Here is a 22,963-nt window from a genome sequence, read left to right as displayed (position 1 = left end):
TCCTAAACTTTTTCATAATAATCTCCTGAAAGTCACTGTAAAGTGGCTTTTTTTCTTTCTCTTTGTCTTATGATATAATGGAAAGCAGAATGAAAATGAACTGAAGAAGAGATGAGAAATGGAATATACGCGCGAAGAAAAAGAAAAATTTATGCGGGAAGCTTTGAAAGAAGCAGAAATTGCACTTGACCATGATGAAATCCCGATTGGTTGTGTCATTGTCAAGAACGGAGAAATTATTGGGCGCGGGCACAATGCGCGTGAGGAGCTGCAGCGAGCTGTGATGCACGCTGAGGTGATGGCGATTGAAAAGGCAAATGCTTATGAAAAAAGCTGGCGACTGCTAGACACCACTCTTTTTGTTACCATTGAGCCTTGTGTTATGTGCAGTGGCGCCATTGGTCTGGCTCGCATTCCACAGGTTATCTATGGTGCAAAGAATCAAAAATTTGGCGCAGCTGGCAGCCTTTATGATATTCTAACGGATGAACGACTGAATCACCGAGTTGAGCTTGAAAGTGGGATTTTGGAAGCAGAATGTGCTCAGATGATGCAAGATTTTTTTAGGAAGAGGAGACAAAAATGAAACGTTGGCTAAGTGCTTTGCTCTTTCTTTTAACTTTGCTGTTTATTGGGTTGCTGATAGGCAATTTAGAATTTCAAGCTTGGGCTTTTACACGTCATCAAAACCAGCTATCTTGGTATATTCGTCCGATTCTCATTTTACCGATTATCTATTTCTCTTATCGAAAGAGCCTTCTTGGCATTTCTGCTAGTATCTTTGCTCTCTTTACCAGTATGATTTGGTTTTGGGTGCCAAAGACGACCTCTCCTTTGGTAAAAGAGTTTCTAGCTTACGAGCAAGATTTCTTGCAGGCAGATTGGAATCTCAAAAAAGTTTTGTTTGCTTTTTTGGTAATTAGTTTCTTTCTACTTCTGATTAGAGCAACTTGGCTCCATAGTTGGAAATTGTTGACATTACTGTTAATTATCACGGCCTTTTTGAAAATGCTCTGGTCCTATCTAGATAGTGGTAGAGCTGGTTTAACGATTGTTGTACCAGCGATTCTAGGTTTATTCATCTGCTTATTTTTCCTTTCTTTTTGGAAAAAAGGAAAATCTTAATTGGCACAAAAACAAATTTATGGTATAATACTTATCGGAGCAACAATTCTGCGTGAAGCGGGTCAGGGGAGGAATCCAGCAGCCCTAAGCGAGTGTGAATTGTGTGCTCTTTTTATGTAAGAAGAATATTAACGAGAGCCATTACTAAAGAGTGTGTTAAAAGGTTGAAAAACTTCTTCAAAAAATAATGTTTAATAGTGAATCAATATCATTTTTCAGAAAAGGAAAGACATATGTATTACATGGGTGAAATTTTTAGAGAATTGCGAACAGGTCGGCACATCTCTCTTAAGGCGGCAACAGGAGAAGAATTTTCCTACTCCATGCTTAGTAAATTTGAAAATGGGACGTCAGATATTTCGGCTTCAAAACTGTTAATTGGTCTAGAGAATATTAGAACAGAATTAGAAGAATTTGTCTATTTGGTGCGTGGCTTCCAGCCCACTTCCTATACTTTGTTAAAAAATAAACTGTGGCAAGCTCAAGAAAAGAAGGATATGAATACATTATGGGAAATGTACCACAATGAAATGACTCAATATCAGTCTGAACAGGAAGAAAAGTATATCCTAAATGCGATTGTTATCAAAGGTCACATGTTTTTCTTGGATGAAACCATTCAAGCAACAGAGATTGAGTTGAATTTTTTATATGATTATTTATTTTCTGTTGAAATTTGGGGAGAGTATGAATTACACCTGTTTTCAGATATTGCCGCCTTGCTCCCTCTTGATCTTTACTTTCGATATGTTCGAGAAATGCTTCAAAAGGTTGATTATTTAGGAGATTTACAGAAGAACAAAAACTATATTTACACGATTCTTTTAAATGGTTTGTTTAAATCCATTGCAGAAAAAAGTTTAACAAAAGCTGCTTATTTTGATAAAAAAATCAAAGAAAAATTTTTTGATGAAAACGATGCATACTTGAGAATTGTCTATTTATTTGCAGATGGACAGCATGATTATATTTTGGGAAAGAGAGATGAAGGTCTTACAAAAATGAAAAATGCTATATCAACCCTTGAAATTATAGGTTGCAAGCAGAGTGCTGATTATTACTCTAAAAATATGTCTGACTGGTTAAAAGAATGTGAATAAATGACAATCGGAACTTTTTTGCAAAAAAATTTAAAGTGAGGAAATGAGTCTATGGAATAAAAAAATAGACTGCTTTCCTTATTTTTTTTGCTCAAAAACGGAGTTGAATATATGACAATTTTGTTTTGGAAGTCGCTTTTCAAGTTATACTTAGTGCAACAAAAGTTTGAAAGGAAACTTGATATGAAATTATTCTTCTCAAATGCATTATATAGAAGTATTACGCTCTCTCGGATGCTTAACCTAATGGGGTCTTATTTATACAATATTGTGTTTGTGATTTATGCTGCTAGTTTGCCTTATGCCAATACAGCTGTGTTTATTGCAAATATCATTACAATTATTCCTACACTTTTCACATTTTGGATAGGAGTACAAGCCGATAGGACAGGTAGAAAAGGCGATTTCATGATTTTTATCGGCTTTGTTCAGGCACTTCTATTTACAGGGGTAACTTTTCTGATTTCTAATAAGACATTTCTTATTTTTGCAATTATCTGTTTTTTGAATGTGCTAACAGATATGTTAAGTGACTATGCTGGTGGGTTAAGAATGCCGATTTTGCAAAAGAATTTAGAAAAAGATGATTTATTTGAAGCCTATTCCTTTACGCAATTTATCACTTATTTATGCAGCATTACTGGACAAACAGTAGGGGTCTGGTTGCTCGCAACTTCAGACAATAATTTTGCACTAGTTGCCATAATCAATGCGTTGTCATTTCTAGCCTCTTCTTTAGTGCTTTTGCACAAGCGTCGTCAATTAACCCATGAAGCTGTGGTAGCAACTCCTGAAAAAATTTCTCTTTTTACGCAATTTAAAATGCTTTATCAAAATATGGAGTTGATTTTTCAAGAATCCGAAAATGCTTCATTCATTCACTTGTTACTTGCGATTTTAACTTTGAATATGATGGGAGGAGCTATTAACAGTATTTACAATTTTTATTTTCTAAAACATACCATTTCTCATCTTACTTATGCACAATCTCTTTTGATCGTAGAAGTTGTTTTGTTAGTTGGCGCCATTTTAGGAAGTTTAACACCTCACGATTATTTTTCAAAAAAATCATTCTCATTTCTGCTCATAATGAATAGTTCTTCATTTGGATTAGTTGGCATTAGCAACTTAGTAGGATTGCCATCCATCATTGGGATTCTTATTTTAGCTTTTTCTGCTTACATAATGGGGAAATCCACGCCTAAACTAGATGCTATGTTAATGGCAAATCTACCGTCTGATGTCTTGGCTCAAAGCAATAACTTTCTCGGATTATTATTTACCTTTTCTCTGCCATTGGGAACGGTCCTCTTTTCAGTTCTCTCTGCCTACAATATCTACTTGTGCTGGTTTATTTTTGTTGTCTTTTCACTGTTGGCACTTTTGCTGTCTCTGCAAAATAATCGACTCAAAAAAGGAAACATTAGTTAAACTCTAGAACCTAAGATTAGGCTACTATTTATTTTCCTCTATTTTTTATTTTAGAAGTATTCTGTGGGTGATTATTTTTTGATTTACGCAAACGATTGCTTTAAAGGTTGGTATGAGATTGCGATTTTTGAAAGTTAATTATAAAAAAACAATTTGGAAACGTTTTATTCAAGAAAATTGCTTGATAAAAAAGTAGTAAAGCGGTATCATAGTAGAGAAGAAAAATTGGAGGACTATAATGACACATATTCAGTTTAATTACTCAAACGTGCTTGGAAAATTTGTTGCACCGCATGAAGTAGATTACATGCAAACACAAGTTTCTGCGGCAGATGAACTGTTGCGCAAAGGAACTGGTGCAGGAAGTGACTTCCGTGGCTGGCTTGACCTTCCAGAAAACTATGACAAAGAAGAATTCGCTCGCATTTTGAAAGCGGCAGAACAAATCAAATCAGACAGCGATGTTTTGGTCGTGATTGGGATTGGTGGGTCATACCTTGGAGCAAAAGCAGCGATTGATTTCTTGAGCAATCATTTTGCAAACTTGCAAACCAAAGAAGAACGCAAAGCTCCACAAATCCTTTATGCTGGAAATTCTATTTCATCTACTTACCTTGCAGACTTGGTAGAATACGTTTCAGATAAAGATTTCTCAGTTAATGTGATTTCTAAATCAGGGACAACGACAGAACCTGCTATTGCTTTCCGCGTCTTCAAAGAACTTTTGATTAAAAAATATGGTGAAGCTGAAGCTAACAAACGTATCTATGCGACAACTGACCGCCAAAAAGGTGCAGTTAAGGTGGAAGCAGATGCCAATGGTTGGGAAACATTTGTGGTGCCAGATGACATTGGCGGACGTTTCTCTGTATTGACAGCAGTAGGACTTCTACCAATTGCAGCATCAGGCGCAGACATCAAAGCCCTTATGGAAGGTGCTAATGCTGCTCGTAAGGACTACACTTCAGACAAGATTGCAGAAAACGAAGCTTATCAGTACGCAGCTCTTCGTAACATCCTTTATCGCAAAGGCTATGCGACTGAAATTTTGGTTAACTACGAACCATCTCTGCAATACTTCTCAGAATGGTGGAAACAATTAGCTGGTGAGTCAGAAGGAAAAGACCAAAAAGGTATTTATCCAACATCTGCTAACTTCTCGACAGATCTTCACTCTCTTGGACAATTTATCCAAGAAGGTGCGCGTATTATGTTTGAAACAGTTGTCCGTGTGGACAAACCACGCAAAAACGTAACGATTCCTGAATTGGCAGAAGACTTGGACGGACTTGGCTATCTTCAAGGAAAAGATGTTGACTTTGTTAACAAGAAAGCGACAGACGGTGTACTTCTGGCTCATACTGACGGTGATGTGCCAAATATGTATGTAACACTTCCTGAGCAAGATGCCTTTACTCTTGGCTATACTATTTACTTCTTTGAGTTGGCTATCGCTATTTCTGGCTACTTGAATGCGATTAACCCATTTGACCAACCAGGTGTAGAAGCTTACAAGAAAAATATGTTTGCTCTTCTTGGAAAACCAGGATTTGAAGAATTGAGCAAAGAATTGAACGCTCGTTTGTAATGTGTAAACAACGGAACGGCTTCTAGAAAGAAGTCGTTTTTTATATGCTTGAAACAGAGTTTAAGTGAAATTTTCACAAAAAACAGGAGAAAAGAATAGAAAGAAAGCGCTTTATTGTGTATAATAAAAGCAGAACATACAATGGAGGCGTTTTATGTCACAAGAAACCTATATTATGGCGATTGACCAAGGGACAACCAGCTCGCGGGCGATTATTTTCAATAAAAAGGGTGAGAAGGTTGCCACGAGTCAAAAAGAGTTTACTCAGATTTTTCCACAGGCGGGCTGGGTTGAGCACAATGCAAATGAGATTTGGAATTCTGTGCAGTCGGTCATTGCAAATGCTTTTATTGAAAGTGGCATCAAGCCCACAGAGATTGAAGCAATCGGCATTACCAATCAACGGGAGACAACGGTTGTGTGGGATAAAGAAACGGGCTTGCCCATTTACAATGCCATTGTCTGGCAGTCTCGGCAAACAGCTCCTTTAGCAGAAAAGCTCAAGCAAGATGGATATGTAGATTTCTTTCATCAAAAAACAGGTTTGATCATAGATGCTTATTTCTCTGCGACCAAGGTACGCTGGATTTTAGATCAGGTAGAGGGAGCGCAGGAACGTGCAGAGCGAGGAGAATTGCTCTTTGGTACGATTGATACCTGGTTAGTCTGGAAATTAACGGATGGTGCAGCTCATGTGACTGATTATTCAAATGCAGCGCGGACCATGCTATACAATATCAAAGAGCTCCAATGGGATGATGAGATTTTGTCCTTACTCAACATTCCTAAAGCGATGTTGCCAGAAGTTCGCTCGAATTCAGAAATTTACGGTAAAACAGCACCTTATCATTTTTATGGTGGAGAGGTACCAATTGCAGGAATGGCGGGCGATCAGCAGGCAGCTCTCTTTGGGCAATTAGCATTTGAGCCGGGAATGGTGAAGAATACTTATGGGACAGGCTCTTTCATCATTATGAATACTGGTCAGGAGTGCAATTTATCCAAAAATAATCTTTTGACAACCATTGGTTATGGGATAAATGGCAAAGTGACTTATGCTTTGGAAGGTTCGATTTTTATTGCAGGTAGTGCCATTCAGTGGCTTCGTGACGGCCTTCGTATGATTGCTAGCTCACCTGAATCTGAGCAATATGCAAAAAATTCCACCAATGAAAATGAAGTGTATGTTGTTCCAGCTTTTACGGGACTTGGAGCTCCTTATTGGGATCCAGAAGCAAGAGGTTCTATTTTTGGCTTGACACGTGGAACGAGTAAAGAAGATTTTATCAAAGCAACTCTGCAATCCATTGCTTATCAAGTGCGCGATATCATTGATACGATGCAAATGGACACAGGTACAGCTATCCAAGTCCTGAAGGTAGATGGTGGTGCTGCCATGAATGATTTCCTCATGCAGTTTCAAGCAGATATTCTGGGAATTGAGTTAGCGCGTGCGGCAAATTTGGAAACAACGGCTCTTGGAGCAGCTTTTCTAGCAGGACTTGCGGTTGGTTATTGGAAAGACATGGAGGAGTTGAAAACATTAAATGCGGTCGGGGAAATATTCTGTCCAACTATGCCAGAACTAGAGCGGCAAAAATTGTACAAAGGCTGGAAAGCAGCAGTTGCCACAACACAGTTTTTCGCAAAAGAATCTAAAAAATAGTTAAAAACCCAGCATTGTTCAGATTGATGAATGCATGTAATCATTTCGTAGCAAATGGAAAAGGGCGATTAGGGGCCAATCTTAGTCGCTCTTTTTTGGCTTTACGATTCCTTTAACAGACTAAGAGTGAATTACATGCGTTTTGTATCAGTTGGATAGAGTAAAATGGTGAATATGCCTGCTCTTATTGGTTTTTTTGAAAATTATGGTATAATAGATATAATTTTGGTAGATGGAGTTGAGTTTTGAAGAAAAGCTATCGCGTCAAGAGCGAGAAAGATTTTAATGCGATTTTCAAAAGTGGGCAAAGTTTTGCCAACAGAAAATTCGTCATTTATACATTAGAAAAGAAGCAAAAACACTTTCGAGTAGGAATATCTGTCAGTAAAAAACTGGGAAATGCAGTAATGCGCAACAAGATTAAGCGCCGTATTCGACACGTTTTGATAGCTCATCAAGCAGAGCTAGCGACGCTTGATTTTGTTGTCATTGCACGAAAAGGTGTAGAATTTCTGACCTATCAAGAATTGGAACAAAATTTACTTCATGTACTAAAAATAGCAAAAATTTATCAGGAAGGTTTGAGTTGTGAAAAAGAAAAGTAAGTTGGCGGGGCTTTTAGTTCTGGCTTTGCTCATTTTAACTGCATGTGGAACGAGTGAGGTCACAGCGAGTTCGCCAGATTTATGGGAAAGATTTGTGTATTTCTTCGCCGTAACGATTCGGTTTCTCTCCTTTAACGGAAGTACGGGGATTGGGATTATCCTCTTCACTTTAATTATTCGAACGGTTCTTCTGCCAGTTTTCCAATTGCAGATCAATGCTTCTCGGAAAATGCAGGAAGCCCAGCCGTTAGTGAAAGAATTGCAGGCAAAATATCCGGGACGCGACATGGAAAGTCGCAGTCGTTTAGCTGAAGAAACTCAAAAGCTGTATAAGGAATTAGGAGTAAAACCGTCGGCATCATTTTGGCCTTTGCTCATTCAAATGCCTGTGTTGATTGCCTTGTATCATGCTTTGACGCGTGTTGAATTTCTCAAAGTAGGGCATTTTCTCTGGCTGAATCTGGGTGCGACAGACCCTTATTATATTTTGCCGGTTTTAGCAGCTGTTTTCACCTTTTTGAGTACTTGGTTGAGCAATAAAGGAATGGCGGAACGCAATGGTTTGATGACAGGAATGATGTTTATCATGCCGCTGTTTGTTTTCTTCTTTGCTATGAGCGTAGCGAGTGGGGTTGCTTTATATTGGAGCACATCGTATGCGTATCAGGTGTTCCAAACGCTTTTACTAAGCAATCCGTATAAAATCATTGCAGAAAGAGAAGCAAAAGCGACTGCTGAGCGGGAACGGGAAGAAAAGAAAAAACGTGCTTATCGTAAAGCACAAAAAAAGAAAAAGTAAGGAGGCACTTGTATGGTATTATTTACAGGAGCGAGTGTTGAAGAAGCCATTCAAAATGGCTTGCGCGAGTTAGATATTCCACGGATGAAAGCACATATCAAAGTGATTTCTCGTGAGAAAAAAGGATTTTTGGGATTATTTGGCAAGAAATTAGCCCAAGTTGATGTGGAACCTATTAACGAAACAACTGTAGTAAAAGCTAACCAAAAAGCTGTCAAAGGTGTTCCGGAAGCAATCAACGCTCAAAATGAGCCCGTTAAAAGCGTGAGTGAAGCAACTGTTGACTTAGGACATGTTGTTGCAGCCATTAAAAAAATCGAAGGAGAAGGCAAAGAAATCTCAGATGATGTCAAAGCTGAAATTTTGAAGCACGAAAAAGAAGCCAGCACGATTCTTGAAGAAACAGGCACAATTGACTTATTGAAAGATAGTGACATCGTAAATTTTCAAAAATCGGTCGCTCAAGAAGAAAAGACAACTGACAAGATTATTTCTTTTGACCAGGCTGTAGAAAAGCGCTCGGAAGTCCAACCGATAGCTGAAGAGCCGGCTGATTTTGAAGATTTGGGCATTCAAGTGGAAGAAAATTATGATGTTGAAGAAGTTGTTGCGAGTGTGACGGGCTATGTGCAAAACATCGTGGACGAAATGGATGTTGAAGCTAGCATTGCAAGTGCTCATAATCGTCGGACAATCAATATGCAGATTGATACCAATGAGCCTGGTCGCATTATTGGCTATCACGGAAAAGTGCTGAAAGCTCTTCAATTGTTGGCACAGAATTATCTTTATAATCGCTATTCTAAGAGTTTTTACATTTCTATCAATGTCAATGATTATGTAGAACATCGAGCAGAAGTTCTACAAAGCTACGCTCAGAAGCTAGCTGATCGTGTGTTGGAATACCAACATAGTCAAAAAACCGACCCTATGTCTAACAATGAGCGGAAAATTATTCACCGAATTATTTCTAAAATGGACGGGCTTACCAGCTATTCAGAGGGTGACGAACCAAACCGTTATGTTGTTGTGGATATTGACAGTGAATAATAAACTAAGGACTGAGAAGAATTTCTTTTCAGTCTTTCTTTCCGTTTAGTCCACTAATTGACGTGCTTGAGATTGAGAAGAAAGGAGCTTACATGTCTATTTTTCCAGCTATTGAAACTTACTTAGCATTACAAGGACATAAATATATTTCTCCTGATAAAGCGGGAGAATTGAGAGAAATGATGCTTGATTTCAAACAGAAAGGTCAGGCAGCACGCGCGGAATTTTCGGACTTGGTTAAGCAATTTCAAAGATTTTATCCAAAATTAACTCTGGAGCGTACCAGCAACTGGATGAATCAAGCTCAAATTTTGCGTCCCCATTTTTGGAACTACTTGCGCGGTTGTGGCGATGTCACAGAACCAATGTTTGCCCTTCGCTTATATGGGAATCCGAAAGACTTTGGGGTGTCGCTAGAAGTTAGTTTTATTGAGCGTAAGAAAGATGAGACCAGTCTGACCAAGCAAAATCGGGTCTTGCAGGTGCCAATCGCAGTTCCAGTTTATTATTTGGCTCAAATAAATGGAGTCAGTCAACGATTTACTGGAACAGAAGAAAATCGGAAGTATTTGAGCCAACAAGTAAAAACAGGGCAAGTCCGTAAAGTCTTAGTAAAATACGATGTGGATTTAGCCCAAGCTACTTCAATCAGGCAAGTGTTGGATAAGCTTCAGGCTACTATGACAACTCTCATTCCGTTCTATGAGGCAACCAGAGAATTGTACGAGGTTTAGACAAACTTTCTTGAGGCTTTAGCAAAAACAATTTCGCGCTGCTATTGACAAAAGGCGTAGAATCATATAGAATAATAAAGTATGTTTAGTAACTGATCACAATAGCCGGCTAAACGAATACAAGAATCTAAGAGGAGGTATTCAAAGTGAAACGTACTTATCAACCAAGTAAAATCCGTCGTGCGCGCAAACATGGTTTCCGTCATCGTATGGCAACTAAAAATGGTCGTCGCGTACTTGCAAGCCGTCGTCGTAAAGGACGCAAAGTTTTGGCTGCATAATCCAAACGAATACAAAATGAAGAACCAACGGAAACTCGAGACCGCTGGTTTTTTGTTTGAGAACAAAGGGACAATCTGCATTTGCTCAGAGATTTTGATATAATAGAAACTGATATAAAGAGGAATGAATGATGAAAATTTTTGATACACATACTACAGACCTCAATCTGTGATTTTAAAAGATATTACAGTTCTTAAGGTGGCAATTAACCAAGAAACTAACCAAAGGAAAGTAAGTGTAGCATGCAAAAAGAGGAATTCGTAATGAGTTCCTCTTTTAATCTATGCTTTTTATGATTTCGTTAAACGACGAAATGAGTTTGATTTGTTTATCGTCCGATAAATCAGAAAGATTATCTACGAGTGTATCAAGAGATACGGAATTATCAGAGAGTGGGAAGTCAAAGAATTCTTCCACCGTCATATCTAAGGCGGTCAATACTTTTTCAAGTGTTTGGATTTTAAAGTCGTATTTTAAAGTTTCGATATTTTGAATTGCCTTAACACCCAGTCCCGCATCGTTTGAAAGTTGTTCTTGGCTTAGCTTCTTTTCTTTGCGACATTCTCTGATTCTGTTAGATATATATTTCTGTAATTGGTTAGCTTTCATTCTTACAATCCTCTTTGGTATCATTTTACAATCCTTTTTGCATGAAATTAAGTACAATAAACAATCTAAAAACAAACAAAAGTATTGTTTATTGGTATATATTTTGATAAAATAGATAAAAGACGATACAAGAGGAGGTTGCTTAATGTTAGTATATTCTGCAACAACTGCAAAAGCATATAAAACTTACCATGCAACTGAGGCTATGACAACAAGTCAAAAAGAACAATTTCATCGAGCATTTAAAAAATATGCCATAGAGGAATTTAAGAAAAAAGAGAAATTAGTTAGTTACAAATTTGACGGGACTAAAAAACTATTATCAAGAAATGTGTTCAGCGTAACTGTATATAGTTTTTACCATTCTGCTAACCTAAAAAATTTAGCGATGTATAAAAAAATGCCTAATTGGCACTATTTTAATACTGGCAAGGACGTTGAAACTATTTGTAAAAAGACCATCACATTGATAAAAGCAGCAGGTTATAAAGCTGAATACAAAGATAGTGGGACTATTTTGATGTGGAAAGTGAGAAAGTAGAGGGAGGATTATGGTTTTTAAATTATTGAATGATTTTTTACAGACTAGTATCGAAGAGCGTATTGAAGTATTATATCTTTATCTCGTAAAAGGAGAATCAAGTGGTTTTATTGCTGAAAATTACTATAAAAATAAAAATTATGCTTGGAAAATTTCAGCAATTACACAAGGGTACAGCGAGTCTAAAGGAATGAATAGAGGGAAAGTCTCTACAACTAAGGATAATATAAAAAATTTTATTGAAACTTATCCGAAAGGAACATATGATAAAGGGTTAACTTTATCGGAATGGATAGAGAATTCTGGAACTAAGCCGTTTTTCATAAGTGAATTTATGGAACTTGAGAATGAGCATCAGAAAATGGTGGAAGAAAGAGTTAAAAAACATGAACAGGAAAGAATTAAAAAAATTTTTTCTAAATTTCATAATACTCCGATCAAAATAAAATATAAGCGACCTATAACATTAGTAAGTGGCACTACCCATGACACTTATAATCAAATGTTATCTGAAATGTTCCCTAATAGAACTGTAATCTATGAATTAGACGGTTTTTATAATGTGAAATATCAATATAATTGTGGTGTTAAAGTATTTTTTTATCCAGACTTTTTATATATAATTGAGAAGCCTTATTTTGGTAACTTGTTTAATGGGAAAGAGTATGTCGAAGGTGTAAGTCGTGATTGGACTTTGTTCGACAAGTTGATTATGTATAAAGATATTAACAAAGTTCATGGTTCTTATGCTAGTGTGCATAATGAAACAAAATTTTCAACATCAGAGTGGGCATATAGTGACACATATGAAGTGACTCATTTTTATCTAGGTGAAGTTGGGGAAGTATTTTCTACTTATCGTAATGATGATGAGACAAAGAAAATCATTAGTACAATAAATAATATTATCAAAACATATAAAGGAGAATGAGATTTGATTAAAATGAGCAGAGACCTTCGTTTCCCAAAACAATTTGGAGATTTTGCGGAGTCCTTAGTGATGTATGTTTTGGGTTTAAACAATTGGTCTGTTGCACTGATTGATCATGTTGGTGCTGATGTTCTAGCAGTTAGTCGCGAATTAAACTATAAGAGATTGGCTATTTCGGTAAAGGGAAGAAATTTTCCTCCTAAAGAAAGTAAATCTTTTGATTTTGACAGAAATAATATTGAAAAGCTAAGAGATACTTCTAATCTCTTGGGAATGATTCCAGCAATTTCTTTTGTTTTTGTAGATACTCAAGAGGATGTAAGGAAAATCAGAATTATAATGACTGAGTTATCTGTTTTAGAAAGTCTAGCGGAGGATAAAAATTGTGATTTTGTAAATTACAATAGCAAACAGGGCTTACAAGTGAAATTTACTCAATCTCAAAGAGTGAACCGTCTTGAAACAATAAAAAATATGTCGGATATTTTCTATACAGAATTATCTTTTAGCAATACCATAGATGACATAGTTATTTTTGGTAAAGATTACTCAAATTAGATATAAATATTTTTATATGGTCCTACTTGACGAATAAATATGCCTTTGTAAGCAGTGTTCTATAATATAATTATGCATAACAGTTGTACTTTTTGTATAACTGTTATTTTTTTATGCATTTATAAGAACTGTTTCTACTTTATACCTTGTCGCTTATCCTCTATAAGAAAAGCAATTCTCCCCTTTCTGTAGTGTTGGTAAATCCAAAAGGAGGAACTAACACATGGAAATAAATAATCAAGTAGAGCAGAGGAGAGAGGATAAGATTCAAAAAGCGGTTAAACGGGGAGATTGGGAAGAGGTTAGTAGACTACTTGATCAACCGTATTTCAACGTATTGAGAAGAGACAGAAAAAAAGGATTATGCAGTTTAAATAGCACGGGTCTAAATGGTTCGGGTGAATTAATTGATATTGTTTCGGATAACCAGACCCCTTTAACGATTCTTATAAAAAAAGAAATAATGGCTACTATAGTAAAAAGGCTACAAGAGCTATCTGAGGTTGATAGAGTAATTTTTTTGGAGCGTTCTATCTATGAAACTAGCTATGTAGCTTTGGCAAAGAAATTTGGTATAAGCGATAAGACGGTCAAAAGACATTATGAACGAGTAAGAGAAATGTTGAAAGAAAATTTAGAAAAAAATTAAAAAATTTTCCGAATTTCTTGAAATTTTCTCCTTATAGATAGGAGGTGAATTTTAGTGCCTAGCAAAAATTTTATGATTTGCTTTTAGAAAAAGAAAGAGGTTGTATATGTCATTGAAGAATTTATCACATTTCACTGAATTTAATGCTTCGTTGTTCTTAGCTCACAAAGAACTTCGTTTCATTTCTGCTACTTCGTGGGTAGAGAAAACTGAGTCTGGTTCTAAGGTTGAAAAAGGGGTGAAGGTAGGGCTACTTGTCTTTGTTGATGATAGTGACTATTCCAACGAGAAAAACAATCTTGGTGAACAGCTTGTTGTCAAAGTACCTTATGCTACTCTGGATGATTTCGCAGATTTTCAACCAATGCTCACAATCTGTGAAATCGTTGATATTGAAAAAGCTTCGGTTTACGGTGAATATCGTAATCAGTTGTCAATCACTGCAAAAGTTGTTAAAGCTGACGATATTGTCGAGTTGTAAAGTAGTCAGATATATCGTTTATCTGACTACCCTAATTTGAAGGAGGTTTTGAAATGCCATCTATTTTAGAAGAATTACCTAGAAAAGCTTTGAAGGCTGTTGGTAAAGGTTTTCAATTTTGTAGGAAAAAATTAGAGGAATATAATGCAAAAATGCTAGAAAAAGAAAAACAGAGGAGATGGGCTGTCTTTCTTGAACAGACTCAGCATGAACTAATGAAGTTGGTAAAAGAGCAAATCAAAGCTGACCAATTTGATTATACGACACGACCAGTTTTTGAAAAGCAAGAAATTGTTCACAATAATGGGGGTAGGTCAGTTCAGATGGTGCATGTAGCAGATGAGATAGTTCCAATTTGTTATGATAGTGGAGATTTTCAAGCAGATTGTATTGTATTTAGCTTTACTATATTTGGTGAGTTAGATTCTGATATTTTGCTCAAAATGAAAGAAAAATGGGTCTATTATCTAAAAATAAATGGATTGTATGGTATCGCTGATACTTATAAAAAAGATGATTTACGTCGTTTAGCGTTTATCATCTATGAAAAAAGAAATGAGCGGGCAGTTAAAGGCGATTTGTTTCGCTTGAAGAATCCATAAATGTGTGATACGAGAAATAAATTCTATCTTTATGCCGCGAAATTTTATTGATGATAGGCTGAGATAACTTAGACTGGTTGGGGCGGTACGGTCGAACTATGTTCGTACGTGCCGACACAATCAGTTTAATCATCTTAGGGAACCTGTTGTCAATAAAACCGTGGAATAAATTAGAATTTAATGATTACAATTTTGACGCTCTTAACTTGATAAGCGTCAAACAAAAGCGCGATAAGGATAAATATATATGTATGAAATAGATTCAACTAAACTTGTTAAAAGTTACTTGTATGGTGATACGATAGAAATGACAACTGCGAATGGGCAACAGGAGCAGACCATCAAGGTAATATCTGGAAAACGTTATGTAAATCTGGAGACGGGAGAAATTCATGACATGGATACTTCTAATAGTAGTCGTCTTGATAATTTGAAGTCAACAAAGCAAACGATGAAAAAACTGCGTCGCTTGGTTGCTCATAATTTTTCAGGTGGTGGTGATAATCAGCTATGGCTTACATTTACCTATCGTGAACATGTGATTGATCCTGTTCAAGTCTATAAAGATTTTAAGGCATTTATGCGACGCTTGCGTAGTAAGTATAGTCATGTAGAATATATTGCCGTGATTGAGCCACAAGAGAGCGGACGGTGGCATTTACATGTGCTTATGAAGAATGAAACGACTCTCTCTATCCCTAATGATGTAGTTGCTACTATGTGGGGTAAAGGTTTTACAAAGACCAAACGATTGAGAAGGGCTGATAAGGTTGGAAATTACTTGATAGCTTATCTATCTAATTTGCAGATAGGTGATAAAGATTCACAGAGTAAAGCAACCGTTAAGGGAGCGAGACTATACATGTATCCAAAAGGGATTCGTATTTATAGAACCAGTCGTGGGATAGAAAAGCCTTTGGAAATCACAACAACAAAGGGGGAACTTATGGAGACTTATAAAATTAATAGTCCACCGAATTTTTCACGTACTACAAAATATGAAACTCCTTACGGCATAAAAGAATACACAACGGAGTTTTACGATAATGTAAAAAGCCTGTCAGACACTTTTAGCGGAGCAACTGACAAGCCAAATGAGTGACAAAAGAAAAACTTTTATCATCTCTATTATAGCAGAAGAAGAGGTATTATGGAACATTTATACAAAACAAAGAAAGGGATTTCAGAATTATTTGACATTCCTTTAAAGACATTAAATAATGATTTGACTGAGATGAGGCGGATGGAGCAGTTTCAAGATTTTATTTTGAAGCCCTCTCATAAGAGGGTTTATATAAGTATTGAGGGATATGAGCGTTTTTTGCAATATAAACAGAAGAAGTATGAGGAAGCTATGTAGTTATGTTATAATTAAGCTATGCTACATAGCTTTCCTTTATTTATGACGATAAAAAGGAGAGATGATGTTTTATAAAGAGTTAGATAATGGCAAATATCGTTATTATGAGAAGTTTTATGATGATCGTGATAAAAAGTGGAAACAGGTGACTGTTACTTTGAAATCAAAATCTAGAGTTTCTCAAGCAGAAGCAAAACGGCGATTAGCAACTAAGATAGATAAAATTCTTACAACACCGACAAAAGAAGAGCTGAAACAACAAAAATATGAAGCGACTACGTTTAGTCAGCTGTTGGCAGAATGGAAAACTATTCGAGCTAGTGAAATTAAACCGTCAAGTTTCAGAAGTGAAATGAAATGTCTGCAATTTTTTGCTGATGCGGTAGGAGATTTGAAGTTATCAGAATACACTACCCAGCAAATACAGAGCTACCTAATGAGTTTAAATGTTGAAAACTCTACAAGGAAAAATCGAAAGATTTATCTTAATGGTATCTTTGGCTATGCTGAGAAGGTCGGATATATCACCAAGAGTCCTGTCAAAAATGTAGTAATTCCTAAGCAGAAGGCTGACTATGAAAAACTCAAAAAGGCTAAGGAACATTTTATCAGTAAAGAAGAGTTAGGAAAAGTTTTATCGTATTGCGAAAGTCATAATAAAGATAGACGCTATACATTAGCGATGGAGTTCATTTTTTTAACAGGTCTTCGCTTTGCTGAATTTATCGGTGTTCGCTATCAAGACATAGATTTTGAAAATCATCTTTTGAAGATTGACCATACGATTGATTATGTAGCTCACAAGTACGATGAGCGAGTGCTTCAAACTACTAAGACGGTAGGTTCTGTTAGAACTATAATTCTGAGTGAACGTTGTATAGAGATTGTTTCATATTTTCGTGAGCATTGTCGTGATGAAGAGTTTGTTTTTGTCACAGAGCAAGGAAATATTATGAGACAACCTTTATTATACAAATTCATCAAGAATAGTTGCGATACAGTCTTAGGTGAAGTAAAAGCCTATAATATCCATATGCTCCGGCATTCCCATATCAGTTTACTTGCTGAACTGGGATTGCCTGTTAAAGCGATTATGGAGCGTGTAGGTCACCGAGATGAGTCCATTACTTTACAGGTATATAGTCATGTTACTGAAAATATTCAAGATGAAGTAAGAACTAAACTCAATCAAATTCACTTGTAAAAAACTAACCAAAAAACTAACCATGAATTAACCAAAGCGGTGAGAAATAACAGGAAATACAGGGAAATATTGAAAAATAAAAGCCTGTATTTTCAATGGTTAGAGAAGCATAGGGAAGAAGGAGGAAACAAAGTTTGAAAATTTTTGATACGCATACACACCTCAACGTGGACAATTTCGCAGGAAAAGAATCTGAAGAAATTGCTTTTGCACGCGAGTTAGGTGTCACAAAGATGAATATTGTGGGATTTGATGCAGAAACCATTGAAAAGTCGCTTGCGCTGTCTCGTCAATATGATGAGCTTTACAGTACGATTGGCTGGCATCCGACAGAGGCCGGTTCTTACACGCAGGAAGTGGAGGACATGCTTGTCAGTCATTTGCATGATCCCAAAGTTATTGCCCTTGGTGAAATTGGATTGGATTATCATTGGATGACAGCACCGAAAGAGACGCAAGAGCAAGTTTTTCGACGGCAGATTCAATTGTCAAAAGATCTTGACTTGCCTTTTGTAGTGCACACTCGTGATGCCTTGGACGACACATATGAGATTATTAAAAGTGAAGGTGTAGGTTCATGTGGCGGCATTATGCACTCTTATTCAGGTTCTTTGGAAATGGCAGAGCGTTTTATCCAACTTGGTATGATGATTTCATTTTCGGGTGTGGTCACGTTTAAGAAGGCTGTAGATGTGCAGGAAGCTGCGCAAAATCTCCCTTTGGACAAAATCCTAGTTGAAACGGACGCACCTTACTTAGCTCCTGTTCCAAAACGTGGTCGTGAAAATCGGACGGCTTATACTCGCTATGTTGTAGATAAGATTGCAGAGCTTCGTGGCTTGATGTCAGAAGAAGTTGCGCAAGCAACGTATGAAAATGCGCTGCGAATATTTAATTTGAAAGAAGATTGATGAAAGAAAAGATTTCTCAGGTTCTAGTTGTAGAAGGTCGAGATGATACGGCCAATCTCAAACGGTATTTTGACGTCGAAACTTACGAAACAAGAGGGTCTGCAATTTGCCAAGAAGATATGAAGCGTATTAAACGTCTTCATGACCTGCATGGAGTGATCGTTTTTACTGACCCAGATGTCAATGGTGAGCGGATTCGTAGGATGATCATGACCGCTATTCCTAGTGTTCAGCATGCTTTTTTAAGGCGTGATGAAGCCGCTCCTAAGTCTAAAAATAAAGGGAAGTCATTGGGTATCGAGCATGCTTCTTATGAAGATTTAAAAGCTGCTCTTTCTCAGGTAACTAAAAATTTTGAAAAAAAAACTGATTTTGATATCACACGTTCAGATTTGATCCGCTTAGGATTTCTGGCAGGCAATGACAGCCGCAAACGTCGTGAATTTTTAGGAGAAGAACTCCGTATTGGCTATTCAAATGGGAAACAGTTGCTTAAACGCTTAGAATTATTTGGGATAAATTTAGCAAAAGTTGAGAGCGTGATGGCGCATTATCAAGAAAGTGAAAAGTAAAGGAATAGTATGAAAAAATGTATCATAACAGGTGGAAATAGCGGGATAGGTTATCAAGCAGCTAAACAGCTAGCTGATAAAGGCTGGCAGGTAACGATTTTTTGTCGTAGTAAAGAGAGAGCTGAGAGCGCCTGTGAGACAATCATTAGTGAAACTGGTAATTCTCATGTCAGCTACCTATTAGCAGATCTTTCTGACTTGACGAGTATCAAAACAGCTATTGAAAATTATATCCAGACTCAAGGAGCGCTTGATGTCTTGATAAATAATGCTGCTGACTTTGATTTATCAATTAAGCAACCAGTTTTAACCAAAGATGGATTGGAAAAGCAGTTTGCGACCAATGTTGTAGCTCCTTTTTTGCTATCCCAGTCTTTTATTCCCTTATTGAAAGAGTCCGAGAGTGGTCGCATTCTCAATATTTCATCGCAAGGTTTACAAGCCTATCCTTTTATTAAATTGAATTTTGATAATCTAAAGGGCGAACAATCTTACAGCCCTTCAAAAACTTATTACCAGAACAAATTAGCGCTTCTGATGCTGACCTTAGCGATGAGAGCAAGGTACAAAGACGTTACAATTCAGGCTATCAGAGTACCTAGTGTTAAGGTAGATATGAAGCGTTATAGTCACCTTTCTTCCTTTATGAAAAACCTATACAAACTGAAATCTCGATTCTCAATTTCGCCTGAAGAAATGGCACAAACCTATGTCGCTCTCGCCACAGGAAACAGCTATAATGGCTTTTTATACAATGAAAAATGCCAAGAGGTCAAAGCCAATCGCTCGGTTTATAATCAAGAGGCGCAAGAGAAACTCTACCGAATTTTGACGCAACTAACAACAGAGAAAACCGGAGAATGATAATCGAATATTATAGCGTTTAGTACGTTTTTTAAGCATGATGAGTGGTAAGGGGTATTTAGCTGGCGATAATATGTCAACTTTGATATTTAAAAAAGATTATGTTTGAAGTGCTTGACAGTGATGATGACTGATGTCACTAATGAAACATTATGCGCTATTGGTTTCGCAGGAAGTTGATGTCCAAAAATATCGTGGATTCTGAGTTGAAGAATTCCGCATGGGCTATTCAAATGAGAAACAATTGCTCAAACGGCTGGAATTATTGAGATTATATTGACAGATGTTGAAATGGAATGAAAAAAATACGAAAGGAAGCGAGATGGCAAATAGAAGCTATATTTATTTAAAAAACGGAGATGAGGCACGTGTTTTAGCGGAGGGAATTTATACGATTCCTTATTTCTGGCAACTATTTTGGGGTGAAGAAGAGCTGCAAGCGGCTATTGATTTGTGGCAAAAAGCAGAAGAGCTTGAAAAAGAAGATAAAGAGAAGACAGAAGAATTTTATCGGACACAGGATATGGGGATTGCTCTTTCTGTTGAAAAATTCCAACAAAATGCACATCATAATCGCTCCTTTTTAGAGCAGCATGCTCCACAGACTTTGCAATTGTACGATGACTTTTTGCGTTACATTACTGTAAATATCAAAGAGGGCGATACGCTAGGATTTGACGTTTTAGAAATTATTTCTATGGACGAGTTGCCTATTGCTTCTGACAAACTTTTAAAAAATGTCCGAGCTATTCAGCAAAATCGACCAGAAGATTTAGATTTTTCTTTAGCGGACGAGGATTTGCTTGGGATAGCTATGGGTTTCCCAGATGATTATGCTTCAGACATGCTGCCAGTAGATAATATTCTAAATTCGGTTGCTTACCAAGATGAGTTGAAGAAGCGGCAAAATCAAGAAAGCAAGCAGGCAGATAATGTGATTGAATCCGATTCAAAAGGTAACAAACGCCGGATTCATCCAGCATTTTGGATTTTGCTTGTGCTAGGAATTATGCGGATTTTATATATTTTATTCAGCTAACAGATAGAAAAGAGATTTATGAGAATTGCGGATTATAGTGTGACGCGAGCTATTTTAGAGCGTCATGGCTTTACTTTTAAAAAATCATTCGGTCAGAACTTTCTGACGGATACCAATATTTTACAAAAAATTGTGGACACAGCTGAGATTGATGAGAATGTTAATGTTATCGAAATCGGACCAGGCATCGGAGCTCTAACTGAGTTTTTGGCAGAAAATGCAGCCGAAGTTATGACTTTTGAAATTGATGAGCGCTTGGTGCCGATTTTGGCAGATACTTTGCGGGATTTTGACAATGTGCGCGTGGTCAATGAAGATATTCTTAAGTCAGACTTGCAAGCCCGAATCAAGGAATTTGCTAATCCAAATCTTCCTATCAAAGTGGTGGCCAACCTGCCCTACTATATTACCACTCCTATCCTCATGCACTTGATTGAGAGTGGCATTCCTTTTAGTGAATTTGTCGTGATGATGCAGCGAGAAGTGGCTGATCGTATCTCGGCGCAACCCAATAGTAAATCTTATGGCAGTTTGTCAATAGCGGTGCAGTATTATATGACCGCCAAGGTCGCTTTTATCGTACCACGAACAGTCTTTGTTCCTGCTCCAAATGTGGATTCGGCTATCCTCAAGATGGTCCGCAGAGACCAGCCAGCAGTTGAGGTCAAAGATGAGTCATTATTCTTCAAAGTCTCAAAAGCTAGCTTTACTCACCGCCGGAAAACCCTCTGGAATAATCTGACCAGTTATTTTGGGAAGTCTAATGAAGTCAAAACAAAGCTAGAGTCCGCTTTGGACAATGCTGAGTTATCTCCAAGTGTACGAGGAGAAGCGCTTGATTTGCAAGAATTTGCACGTTTAGCAGACAGCTTATATGACGAAGGGTTCAGATAAGTTGAATAATATTGTAAACAAAAAGCCTCACTAAGTTCGTCTTAGTGAGGTTCTTTATAAGGAAAGGACGGGATTTGAACCCGCGCATGAATAAAATCCATTTGCCGGATTTCGAGTCCGGTGCCGTACCAAGCTGGGCCACCTTTCCAAAATTTAGAATAAGCAATTTTTGAATGGGCTCGATAGAAGCATTCAAAATAGGCTATTTCGTTTTAGGCGAGAAAGCAAAGCGCACATAACGTGAAGTGAAGTGCGATACAGTTGACAACTATCAAACGAAATAAAAATGCGGAAAAAGGGATTTGAACCCTCACGCCCGAATGGACACATGCGCCTGAAGCATGCGCGTCTGCCGTTCCGCCATTTCCGCTTGGTTTCTATTATACCATATTAGAAACGTTTTTCATCATTTTTTTGCACTAAAAAGCAAAATACTGCTTTTTTTGTTATAATGAACTTATTAAGCGTTAAAGGAGTCCATTTGAAAGGAATAATCGTGAAAGCCTTAGCAGGTTTCTATTATGTAGAGTCAGAAGGCAAGGTTTATCAGACTAGAGCTAGAGGAAATTTCCGCAAGAAAGGACAAACTCCCTATGTGGGGGATGAGGTCGAATTTTCTGCTGAGAAAGATTCTGAAGGTTATATCTTAAAAATAGCAGAGCGAAAAAACAGTCTGGTACGACCACCTATTGTCAATATAGATCAAGCTGTTGTAATAATGAGTGCCAAAGAGCCAAATTTCAATCCTAATCTTTTGGACCGTTATTTAGTCCTCTTGGAGCAGAAAGCCATTCATCCGATTATTTATATCAGTAAATTGGATTTGTTGGAGGATGACAAGGAGTTAGATGTTTTTCTTGAGGTTTACCAAGCGATTGGTTATGATACTGCCAAAACAGTCGCAGAACTGTTGCCATTTTTGACAAGTAAAAAGACGGTTTTCATGGGGCAGACGGGAGTTGGCAAATCCACTTTGCTCAATAAAATGGTGCCAGATTTACAGTTGGAAACCGGAAAAATTTCAGAAAGTTTGGGTCGTGGTCGCCACACAACTAGAGTGGTTAGTTTTTACAATCTTAATGGAGGAAAAATTGCGGATACTCCGGGATTTTCTTCCTTGGATTACGAAGTGGACAATGCGGAGGATTTAAACCGAGCATTTCCTGAAATTGCTGAAGTCAGTCGCAGCTGTAAATTCCGAACGTGTACCCATACGCATGAACCGAATTGTGCGGTGAAACCTGCTGTTGAAAATGGAATAATTGCAGCCTTTCGATTTGAAGATTACCTGCAATTTTTGAGTGAAATTGAACATCATCGTGAAACCTATAAAAAAGTAGTTAAAAAGCAACCTAAATGAGGAGGAAG

The 22,963-nt window shown here is 37.2% G+C and carries 27 protein-coding genes, 2 tRNA genes and 1 other RNA gene; 27 read left to right on the top strand and 3 right to left on the bottom strand.

Going from position 1 to position 22,963, the window contains the following annotated elements; translation table 11 throughout:
• Positions 1-118 precede the first annotated feature (118 nt).
• The 12 genes from tadA to rpmH all read left to right on the top strand — a co-directional run bounded on the left by tadA (position 119) and on the right by rpmH (position 10,379).
• Entirely contained in the window at positions 119-586 is a 468-nt protein-coding gene (gene tadA, locus IYQ23_RS07750; RefSeq protein ID WP_022526016.1) for a tRNA adenosine(34) deaminase TadA, read from the top strand.
• Positions 583-1,125 carry a hypothetical protein gene (locus tag IYQ23_RS07745; RefSeq protein WP_195674561.1) on the top strand — a complete coding sequence of 181 codons (543 nt, stop codon included), beginning with the start codon at positions 583-585 and terminating at the stop codon, positions 1,123-1,125. Before tadA ends, IYQ23_RS07745 begins: the two co-directional genes overlap by 4 nt.
• 26 nt (positions 1,126-1,151) lie before the next feature.
• Positions 1,152-1,249: signal recognition particle sRNA small type (ffs, locus tag IYQ23_RS07740), an RNA gene on the top strand.
• Between the two features lie 109 nt (positions 1,250-1,358).
• On the top strand, positions 1,359-2,225 hold the full coding sequence (locus tag IYQ23_RS07735) for an Rgg/GadR/MutR family transcriptional regulator (RefSeq protein WP_195674560.1): 867 nt from the start codon (positions 1,359-1,361) through the stop codon (positions 2,223-2,225).
• 183 nt (positions 2,226-2,408) lie between these two features.
• Positions 2,409-3,656 (top strand): transporter, encoded by a 1,248-nt coding sequence (locus IYQ23_RS07730; protein WP_195674559.1) that lies wholly within the window; start codon positions 2,409-2,411, stop codon positions 3,654-3,656.
• 238 nt (positions 3,657-3,894) lie between these two features.
• On the top strand, positions 3,895-5,244 hold the full coding sequence (locus IYQ23_RS07725) for a glucose-6-phosphate isomerase (protein ID WP_003026484.1): 1,350 nt from the start codon (positions 3,895-3,897) through the stop codon (positions 5,242-5,244).
• A gap of 154 nt (positions 5,245-5,398) precedes the next feature.
• Positions 5,399-6,910, top strand: a complete 1,512-nt coding sequence (gene glpK, locus IYQ23_RS07720; protein WP_195674558.1) for a glycerol kinase GlpK — start codon at positions 5,399-5,401, stop codon at positions 6,908-6,910.
• Positions 6,911-7,155: 245 nt separating this feature from the next.
• On the top strand, positions 7,156-7,515 hold the full coding sequence (rnpA, locus tag IYQ23_RS07715; protein ID WP_003026482.1) for a ribonuclease P protein component: 360 nt from the start codon (positions 7,156-7,158) through the stop codon (positions 7,513-7,515).
• A complete protein-coding gene (locus tag IYQ23_RS07710) occupies positions 7,499-8,314 on the top strand; it encodes a YidC/Oxa1 family membrane protein insertase (protein ID WP_144211049.1) in 816 nt (271 codons plus the stop codon). Before rnpA ends, IYQ23_RS07710 begins: the two co-directional genes overlap by 17 nt.
• A gap of 12 nt (positions 8,315-8,326) precedes the next feature.
• Positions 8,327-9,364, top strand: coding sequence for an RNA-binding cell elongation regulator Jag/EloR (gene jag / locus IYQ23_RS07705; protein WP_003026480.1), 1,038 nt, complete (start codon positions 8,327-8,329; stop codon positions 9,362-9,364).
• Between the two features lie 92 nt (positions 9,365-9,456).
• Complete coding sequence (locus IYQ23_RS07700) at positions 9,457-10,098, top strand: hypothetical protein (protein ID WP_049517043.1); 642 nt, start codon at positions 9,457-9,459, stop codon at positions 10,096-10,098.
• A 146-nt stretch (positions 10,099-10,244) separates the two neighbouring features.
• Positions 10,245-10,379, top strand: a complete 135-nt coding sequence (gene rpmH, locus IYQ23_RS07695; RefSeq protein ID WP_003026476.1) for a 50S ribosomal protein L34 — start codon at positions 10,245-10,247, stop codon at positions 10,377-10,379.
• A gap of 277 nt (positions 10,380-10,656) precedes the next feature.
• Here the strand turns inward: rpmH and IYQ23_RS07690 are convergent, their stop codons facing one another.
• Entirely contained in the window at positions 10,657-10,989 is a 333-nt protein-coding gene (locus IYQ23_RS07690; RefSeq protein ID WP_229311963.1) for a helix-turn-helix transcriptional regulator, read from the bottom strand.
• 145 nt (positions 10,990-11,134) lie between these two features.
• Here IYQ23_RS07690 and IYQ23_RS07685 point away from each other — a divergent pair, with 145 nt between their 5' ends.
• The 14 genes from IYQ23_RS07685 (at position 11,135) to rsmA (ending at position 21,595) form a co-directional block, all read left to right on the top strand.
• On the top strand, positions 11,135-11,530 hold the full coding sequence (locus IYQ23_RS07685; protein WP_195674556.1) for a hypothetical protein: 396 nt from the start codon (positions 11,135-11,137) through the stop codon (positions 11,528-11,530).
• 10 nt (positions 11,531-11,540) lie between these two features.
• Complete coding sequence (locus tag IYQ23_RS07680; protein WP_049506795.1) at positions 11,541-12,461, top strand: hypothetical protein; 921 nt, start codon at positions 11,541-11,543, stop codon at positions 12,459-12,461.
• Positions 12,462-12,473: 12 nt separating this feature from the next.
• A complete protein-coding gene (locus tag IYQ23_RS07675; protein WP_049506797.1) occupies positions 12,474-13,019 on the top strand; it encodes a hypothetical protein in 546 nt (181 codons plus the stop codon).
• A gap of 223 nt (positions 13,020-13,242) precedes the next feature.
• On the top strand, positions 13,243-13,668 hold the full coding sequence (locus IYQ23_RS07670) for an RNA polymerase sigma factor (RefSeq protein WP_051426762.1): 426 nt from the start codon (positions 13,243-13,245) through the stop codon (positions 13,666-13,668).
• Positions 13,669-13,774: 106 nt separating this feature from the next.
• Positions 13,775-14,149: a hypothetical protein gene (locus tag IYQ23_RS07665; RefSeq protein WP_119055674.1), complete on the top strand. Its 375-nt coding sequence runs from the start codon at positions 13,775-13,777 to the stop codon at positions 14,147-14,149.
• Between the two features lie 53 nt (positions 14,150-14,202).
• Positions 14,203-14,751 (top strand): hypothetical protein, encoded by a 549-nt coding sequence (locus IYQ23_RS07660; protein WP_195674555.1) that lies wholly within the window; start codon positions 14,203-14,205, stop codon positions 14,749-14,751.
• Positions 14,752-14,998: 247 nt separating this feature from the next.
• Positions 14,999-15,853: a rolling circle replication-associated protein gene (locus tag IYQ23_RS07655; protein WP_195674554.1), complete on the top strand. Its 855-nt coding sequence runs from the start codon at positions 14,999-15,001 to the stop codon at positions 15,851-15,853.
• 48 nt (positions 15,854-15,901) lie between these two features.
• A complete protein-coding gene (locus IYQ23_RS07650; protein WP_000400707.1) occupies positions 15,902-16,111 on the top strand; it encodes a hypothetical protein in 210 nt (69 codons plus the stop codon).
• Between the two features lie 64 nt (positions 16,112-16,175).
• A complete protein-coding gene (locus IYQ23_RS07645; protein WP_195674572.1) occupies positions 16,176-17,315 on the top strand; it encodes a tyrosine-type recombinase/integrase in 1,140 nt (379 codons plus the stop codon).
• Between the two features lie 134 nt (positions 17,316-17,449).
• Positions 17,450-18,226 (top strand): TatD family hydrolase, encoded by a 777-nt coding sequence (locus IYQ23_RS07640; RefSeq protein WP_037593729.1) that lies wholly within the window; start codon positions 17,450-17,452, stop codon positions 18,224-18,226.
• On the top strand, positions 18,226-18,798 hold the full coding sequence (rnmV, locus tag IYQ23_RS07635; RefSeq protein WP_195673598.1) for a ribonuclease M5: 573 nt from the start codon (positions 18,226-18,228) through the stop codon (positions 18,796-18,798). Before IYQ23_RS07640 ends, rnmV begins: the two co-directional genes overlap by 1 nt.
• 9 nt (positions 18,799-18,807) lie before the next feature.
• The gene (locus IYQ23_RS07630) at positions 18,808-19,662 is read left to right on the top strand and encodes an SDR family NAD(P)-dependent oxidoreductase (protein ID WP_195674553.1); all 855 of its coding nucleotides are present in this window, start codon (positions 18,808-18,810) and stop codon (positions 19,660-19,662) included.
• A gap of 322 nt (positions 19,663-19,984) precedes the next feature.
• Positions 19,985-20,701 (top strand): dimethyladenosine transferase, encoded by a 717-nt coding sequence (locus IYQ23_RS07625; protein WP_195674552.1) that lies wholly within the window; start codon positions 19,985-19,987, stop codon positions 20,699-20,701.
• Between the two features lie 18 nt (positions 20,702-20,719).
• A complete protein-coding gene (gene rsmA, locus IYQ23_RS07620; protein WP_126467795.1) occupies positions 20,720-21,595 on the top strand; it encodes a 16S rRNA (adenine(1518)-N(6)/adenine(1519)-N(6))-dimethyltransferase RsmA in 876 nt (291 codons plus the stop codon).
• Between the two features lie 59 nt (positions 21,596-21,654).
• Here rsmA and IYQ23_RS07615 read toward each other — a convergent pair.
• Both IYQ23_RS07615 and IYQ23_RS07610 read right to left on the bottom strand, forming a co-directional pair.
• Positions 21,655-21,743, bottom strand: a tRNA-Ser gene (locus IYQ23_RS07615).
• Positions 21,744-21,882: 139 nt separating this feature from the next.
• Positions 21,883-21,965: transfer RNA gene (locus IYQ23_RS07610), tRNA-Leu, on the bottom strand.
• Between the two features lie 111 nt (positions 21,966-22,076).
• On the opposite strand from IYQ23_RS07610, the gene rsgA reads away from it, so the two are divergent.
• A complete protein-coding gene (rsgA, locus tag IYQ23_RS07605; RefSeq protein WP_195674551.1) occupies positions 22,077-22,955 on the top strand; it encodes a ribosome small subunit-dependent GTPase A in 879 nt (292 codons plus the stop codon).
• Positions 22,956-22,963: the final 8 nt, after the last annotated feature.

This window comes from Streptococcus sp. HF-100 (assembly GCF_015594635.1).
GTDB lineage: Bacteria > Bacillota > Bacilli > Lactobacillales > Streptococcaceae > Streptococcus > Streptococcus vaginalis.
Note: the sequence above shows the minus strand (reverse complement) of the source record. Positions and strands in the feature narration are given on the sequence as shown.

Bases quoted from the DNA above. Each gene is read 5' to 3' on its own strand.
- IYQ23_RS07745 (WP_195674561.1), top strand. From the start codon at position 583: ATGAAACGTTGGCTAAGTGCTTTGCTCTTTCTTTTAACTTTGCTGTTT.
- IYQ23_RS07670 (WP_051426762.1), top strand. From the start codon at position 13,243: ATGGAAATAAATAATCAAGTAGAGCAGAGGAGAGAGGATAAGATTCAA.
- IYQ23_RS07625 (WP_195674552.1), top strand. From the start codon at position 19,985: ATGGCAAATAGAAGCTATATTTATTTAAAAAACGGAGATGAGGCACGT.
- IYQ23_RS07700 (WP_049517043.1), top strand. From the start codon at position 9,457: ATGTCTATTTTTCCAGCTATTGAAACTTACTTAGCATTACAAGGACAT.
- IYQ23_RS07630 (WP_195674553.1), top strand. From the start codon at position 18,808: ATGAAAAAATGTATCATAACAGGTGGAAATAGCGGGATAGGTTATCAA.
- IYQ23_RS07655 (WP_195674554.1), top strand. From the start codon at position 14,999: ATGTATGAAATAGATTCAACTAAACTTGTTAAAAGTTACTTGTATGGT.
- rsmA (WP_126467795.1), top strand. From the start codon at position 20,720: ATGAGAATTGCGGATTATAGTGTGACGCGAGCTATTTTAGAGCGTCAT.
- IYQ23_RS07650 (WP_000400707.1), top strand. From the start codon at position 15,902: ATGGAACATTTATACAAAACAAAGAAAGGGATTTCAGAATTATTTGAC.
- IYQ23_RS07645 (WP_195674572.1), top strand. From the start codon at position 16,176: ATGTTTTATAAAGAGTTAGATAATGGCAAATATCGTTATTATGAGAAG.
- IYQ23_RS07675 (WP_049506797.1), top strand. From the start codon at position 12,474: ATGAGCAGAGACCTTCGTTTCCCAAAACAATTTGGAGATTTTGCGGAG.
- tadA (WP_022526016.1), top strand. From the start codon at position 119: ATGGAATATACGCGCGAAGAAAAAGAAAAATTTATGCGGGAAGCTTTG.
- IYQ23_RS07730 (WP_195674559.1), top strand. From the start codon at position 2,409: ATGAAATTATTCTTCTCAAATGCATTATATAGAAGTATTACGCTCTCT.
- glpK (WP_195674558.1), top strand. From the start codon at position 5,399: ATGTCACAAGAAACCTATATTATGGCGATTGACCAAGGGACAACCAGC.
- rnmV (WP_195673598.1), top strand. From the start codon at position 18,226: ATGAAAGAAAAGATTTCTCAGGTTCTAGTTGTAGAAGGTCGAGATGAT.
- IYQ23_RS07725 (WP_003026484.1), top strand. From the start codon at position 3,895: ATGACACATATTCAGTTTAATTACTCAAACGTGCTTGGAAAATTTGTT.
- jag (WP_003026480.1), top strand. From the start codon at position 8,327: ATGGTATTATTTACAGGAGCGAGTGTTGAAGAAGCCATTCAAAATGGC.
- IYQ23_RS07660 (WP_195674555.1), top strand. From the start codon at position 14,203: ATGCCATCTATTTTAGAAGAATTACCTAGAAAAGCTTTGAAGGCTGTT.
- IYQ23_RS07685 (WP_195674556.1), top strand. From the start codon at position 11,135: ATGTTAGTATATTCTGCAACAACTGCAAAAGCATATAAAACTTACCAT.
- IYQ23_RS07665 (WP_119055674.1), top strand. From the start codon at position 13,775: ATGTCATTGAAGAATTTATCACATTTCACTGAATTTAATGCTTCGTTG.
- IYQ23_RS07680 (WP_049506795.1), top strand. From the start codon at position 11,541: ATGGTTTTTAAATTATTGAATGATTTTTTACAGACTAGTATCGAAGAG.
- IYQ23_RS07735 (WP_195674560.1), top strand. From the start codon at position 1,359: ATGTATTACATGGGTGAAATTTTTAGAGAATTGCGAACAGGTCGGCAC.
- IYQ23_RS07690 (WP_229311963.1), bottom strand. From the start codon at position 10,989: ATGAAAGCTAACCAATTACAGAAATATATATCTAACAGAATCAGAGAA.